We start from the raw sequence: 4,276 nt of genomic DNA on the forward strand, positions 1-4,276 counted from the left end.
GCATCGGGGTGTTCGAGGCGATCAAGGTCGACGAGACCGTCCGTCGCTATATCTATGCCGGAGGCGACGAGGCGATGATCGCGAAACACGCCTTCCTCAAATCTCCGACGCTCGCCTCGGCGGCACGAACGATGGTCGCCAAGGGGATGACGACCGCCGAGGAGGCGATCCGCATTGCGCGGCGCGAGGATGTCGATGCCTGATTATCGCTATGTGGCGATCGATCCCCAGGGCCGCGAGCGCAAGGGGCGGCTGACCGCCGTCAACGACGATGCCGCGCGCGCCGACCTGATCCGCCGCAAATTCCATATCGTCGCGGTCGAGGCAGCGGGCGCGAAGCCCGCCGGTCGCTCGTTGCTGGCCTTTCGCAAGAACCGGCTTTCAGCCAAGGAACTGGCGCTCTTCACGCGCCAACTCGCAACGCTCGCCGAGGTTGCGCCGCTCGAAGAAGCGCTGCGCACGTTGACGCGGCAGAGCGAGGCCGAAAGCGCGCGTGCCGTCATCAGCGACGTTCATGCGGGTCTGCTGGAGGGGCGGCGCCTTGCCGATGCGATGGGACGCCAGCCGGGCAGCTTTCCGCCGCTCTATCGCGCGATGGTCGCGGCGGGCGAAACCACCGGCAGTCTCACGACGATCCTCGCGCGTCTTGCCGACCTGCTCGAACGCCAGGCCGAGGTCCGCGGCAAGCTGATCGCCGCGCTCGCCTATCCGGTCGTGCTCGCGATCGTTGCGATCGGAGTCGTCGCGGCGTTGATGATTTTCGTCGTCCCGCGCGTCGTCGAGCAATTCACCGACTCCGGCCAGCAATTGCCCTTCCTGACCCGCGCGGTGATTGCGATCTCCAGCTTCGCCGCGAACTGGTGGTGGCTGATCGCGCTGCTGATCATAGCGCTGGGCTTCGGTTGGTTCACCGCGATGCGCCGCCCGGCCTTCAAGGCCGCGGTCGACGCGCGCCTCCTCCGCCTGCCGCTTTTCGGCCGCCTGCTTCGCGACCTCTACGCGGCACGCTTCGCTCGCACGCTGTCGACGATGGTGTCGAGCCGCCTGCCGCTCGTTGAAGGGCTGAAGCTGACCGTTCCGACGATCCGTAACGCCGCGCTCGCCGGCGCGACCGCTCATATCGTCGATCAGGTGCGCGCGGGCGGAGGCCTGTCCACTGCGCTCCGCGATGCCGGGGTTTTCCCGCCGTTGCTCGTCTATATGACCGCCAGCGGCGAAAGCGCGGGACGGCTCGAGGTGATGCTCGAGCGCGCCGCCGACTATCTCGAGCGTGAATTCGACCGCTTCACGGCGGCGTCGATGGCGCTTCTCGAACCTGTCATAATTGTCGTTATGGGGTCATGCGTGGCCCTGATCATTCTCGCCATTCTGCTCCCGATCCTTCAGTTGCAGAATCTAGCCGGACTATGAAAATGTCGCTGATGAAGCTAATCTTTCGCCTGATGCTCGATACCTCCTACTCCGATCGGGGCCGACAACTGTCCCTACGCCGCAAGAGTGACGAGCGCGGCTTCACGCTGACCGAATTGATGGTCGTGATCTTCATCATCGGGCTGCTCGCGACGGTCGTGATGATCAACGTCCTGCCGAGTCAGGATCGCGCGATGGTGACGAAGGCCAAGGCCGATATCGCGACGCTCGAAAATGCGCTCGAACAATATCGCCTCGATAATCTGACCTATCCCGCATCGACCGACGGGCTGAATTCGCTCGTCACCGCGCCGCCCGCGCTCGCGCAGCCCGAACGCTATCGCCGCGGCGGCTATATCAAGAAATTGCCCGAGGATCCCTGGGGCCGCCCCTATAATTATCAGGCGCCCGGGCCGAACGGGAAGGCGTTCGACGTCTGGTCGCTCGGCGCCGATGGCGCACCCGGCGGGACCGACGACAATGCGGATATTCGCAGCGACGGCTGAGGCGCGCGCGCGTCCCGACGCCAACGGCTTTACCCTGGTCGAACTGATGGTCGTGCTTGCGATCATGGCGCTCGCCGCGACCGCGGTCGTACTCACCATTCCCGGCGAGGAACGCACCGTGCGCAGCGAGGCCGACCGACTCGCCGCGCGGATCGCCGCCGCGCGTGACGTGGCGGTGATCGAGGGGCGCAGCGTCGCAGTCAATTTCGCGCCCTCGGGCTATGGCTTCGAGCGGCGGGTGGCGGGCGAATGGCAGCCGCTACCCGGCCGCGCCTTCGAGCAGCGGAACTGGCCCGGCGACGTGCGCTTCGCCGCAGGCGACGGACGGGGTGCGGCGCGCATCCTGTTCGATCGCGTTGGCATCAGTCCGACACCGCAGGCCGTCGTGCTGACCGGCGGCGACGCGCGCGAGGTGGTGCGCGTCTCGGCGACCGGGGAGATCGGCCGTGGGCAATAAAAGCGAAAGCGGCTTCACTTTGCTCGAAATGCTCGTGGCGCTGAGTGTCATCAGCATCGCCGCGCTCGCGCTGATCCGCCTCGACGCCTATGCGGTGCGTACCGCGGGCGACCTCGACGAAAATACGATGGCGGGTATCGTCGCGCAAAACCGCGCGGTTGAACTCTGGACCGACCCGGCGCCGCCCACGATCGGCAACAGCGCGACCGGCGTTGCGAATGCCGGGCGCAACTGGCGCGTCGAACAGCGCGTCGCGAAGACCGCCGACGACAGCTTGCTGCGCATCGACCTGCTCGTCCGCCCCGAAAGCGGGCGCGGGCAGGCGGCATTGACTATCATCCGGCCGTCGCGATGAACGACGAACGCGGCTTCACTCTCGTCGAGATGCTCGTCGCGCTCGCCATCTTCGCCGCGATCGCGGCGATGGGGGTCGGCCTGCTCCGCAGCAGCATCGACACGCAGGAGGCGGTGCAGCAGCGGCTGAAAGGGATGAGCGGCATGAACCGCCTTCGCGCGGTGATGGCGAACGACCTTGCGCAAGCGGTCCAGCGCTCGTCGCGGGGTCCGGCGGGTGAGGCGGTCCCGGCGTTCGTCGGTTCCTCGACCGGCTTTGCCTTCGTGCATGTGGGAGCGGGCGCGCTTGACGGCAGTCCGCGGCCGAGCGTCGAGCGTGTCGGTTATGCACAAGTCGGCAACGAATGGCGCCGTGCGGCGCAGCCGATGCTCGACGGTACCGCGCCAGGTGAAGGCGACCGACTGATCGGCGACGTCGCCGGGGTGGCGGTCCGCTATCGCGATGAGAGGGGCAATTGGGGCGAGAGCTGGAATTCCGAACCCGGCGACCGGCTGCCCAAAGCCGTCGAAGTGCGAATCTCGCGTACGGGACGCGAGGCGTTGACGATGCTGTTTCTGACCGCGCCGACCCTGCCGTCGCCACCGGTGCAGGGAGCGCCGGCGCCATGATGCAGCCGCCGAAGGACGAACGCGGCGCCGCGCTGCTCACCGTGTTGCTGCTCGTTGCGGTGATGGCGGTGATCGCCGCGACCGCGCTCGACCGGCTGACGCTCGCGACGCGCATCGCGGGCAGCGCGGCGACGGTAGATCAAGGGCGCGCCTATGCCTTTGCCGCCGAACAGATTGCGCTGCGCCGCGTCGCCGATCTCGTCGGGCGCGATCCCGCGAAGCTGACGCTCGCCGGCAACTGGCTCGGGCGCGATTTCACCCTGCCGCTGCCCGGCGGTGAAGGACGCGCGAAACTGACCGACGCGAACAATTGCTTCAACCTCAACAGCCTCGTCGCCGAGACGGTGCCGGGTCGATTCAGCCAGCGATCGGGCGCGATGCGCCAGTTCGGCGAATTGATGGGCCTGCTCGGCATCGAGCCCGGTCAGGCGCAGGCGATTGCCGGCGCTACGGCCGACTGGATCGACAGCGACGGCAATGAGGGTCCGCTCGGCGCCGAAGACAACGCTTATCGCTCGATGCAGGGCGCCTATTTGCCCGCCAATCGCAAGATGGCGGATGTCAGCGAACTCCGTGCGGTGCGTGGGGTGACGCCGAAAATTTACGCGCGGCTCAAGCCCTGGATTTGCGTCTTGCCGGTCACCGATCCGGTAAAGCTCAACATCAATACGCTCGCGCCCGAACAGGCGCCGCTGCTGGCGATGTTGCAGCCCGGCGAAATCAGTGTCGCGAGCGCGCGAGCGGCGCTGGCGGCGCGCCCCGCTGGCGGCTATGGCAGCAGCGTGCGATTCTGGGAGGCGGGTCCGTTTGAAGGACGCAAGCCGCCGACCGATGTCGCCGAACAGGCGGGCGTGAACAGCCGGTGGCTGGCGCTGACGACGAATGTGACGATGGGGGACGGTTTCTTGACCGCAGTTTCGCTGATTGATGCCAATGGCGG

6 protein-coding genes and 1 pseudogene are annotated in these 4,276 nt (G+C 67.0%); all 7 read left to right on the top strand.

Translation table 11 applies throughout. The features are described 5' to 3' along the window. A pseudogene (locus JHC57_RS21425) lies at positions 1 to 203 on the top strand (type II secretion system protein GspE); the annotation flags it as partial. Then, positions 196 to 1,410, top strand: coding sequence for a type II secretion system inner membrane protein GspF (gspF, locus tag JHC57_RS21430; protein WP_294032608.1), 1,215 nt, complete (start codon positions 196 to 198; stop codon positions 1,408 to 1,410). The pseudogene JHC57_RS21425 and the gene gspF, both read left to right, overlap by 8 nt. Before the next feature lie 2 nt (positions 1,411 to 1,412). Beyond that, positions 1,413 to 1,916 (top strand): type II secretion system major pseudopilin GspG, encoded by a 504-nt coding sequence (gene gspG / locus JHC57_RS21435; RefSeq protein ID WP_294032609.1) that lies wholly within the window; start codon positions 1,413 to 1,415, stop codon positions 1,914 to 1,916. Continuing rightward, on the top strand, positions 1,891 to 2,373 hold the full coding sequence (locus tag JHC57_RS21440) for a GspH/FimT family pseudopilin (RefSeq protein ID WP_294032610.1): 483 nt from the start codon (positions 1,891 to 1,893) through the stop codon (positions 2,371 to 2,373). The genes gspG and JHC57_RS21440 overlap by 26 nt, the downstream gene beginning before the upstream one ends. Next, a complete protein-coding gene (gene gspI / locus JHC57_RS21445; protein ID WP_294032611.1) occupies positions 2,363 to 2,728 on the top strand; it encodes a type II secretion system minor pseudopilin GspI in 366 nt (121 codons plus the stop codon). Before JHC57_RS21440 ends, gspI begins: the two co-directional genes overlap by 11 nt. Next, complete coding sequence (gene gspJ / locus JHC57_RS21450; RefSeq protein WP_294032612.1) at positions 2,725 to 3,336, top strand: type II secretion system minor pseudopilin GspJ; 612 nt, start codon at positions 2,725 to 2,727, stop codon at positions 3,334 to 3,336. The genes gspI and gspJ overlap by 4 nt, the downstream gene beginning before the upstream one ends. After that, the coding region (gspK, locus tag JHC57_RS21455) for a type II secretion system minor pseudopilin GspK (RefSeq protein WP_294032613.1) at positions 3,333 to 4,276 on the top strand (944 nt) is incomplete at its 3' end. The genes gspJ and gspK, both read left to right, overlap by 4 nt.

Origin of the sequence: Sphingopyxis sp., from assembly GCF_016463645.1 — a bacterium.
GTDB lineage: Bacteria > Pseudomonadota > Alphaproteobacteria > Sphingomonadales > Sphingomonadaceae > Sphingopyxis.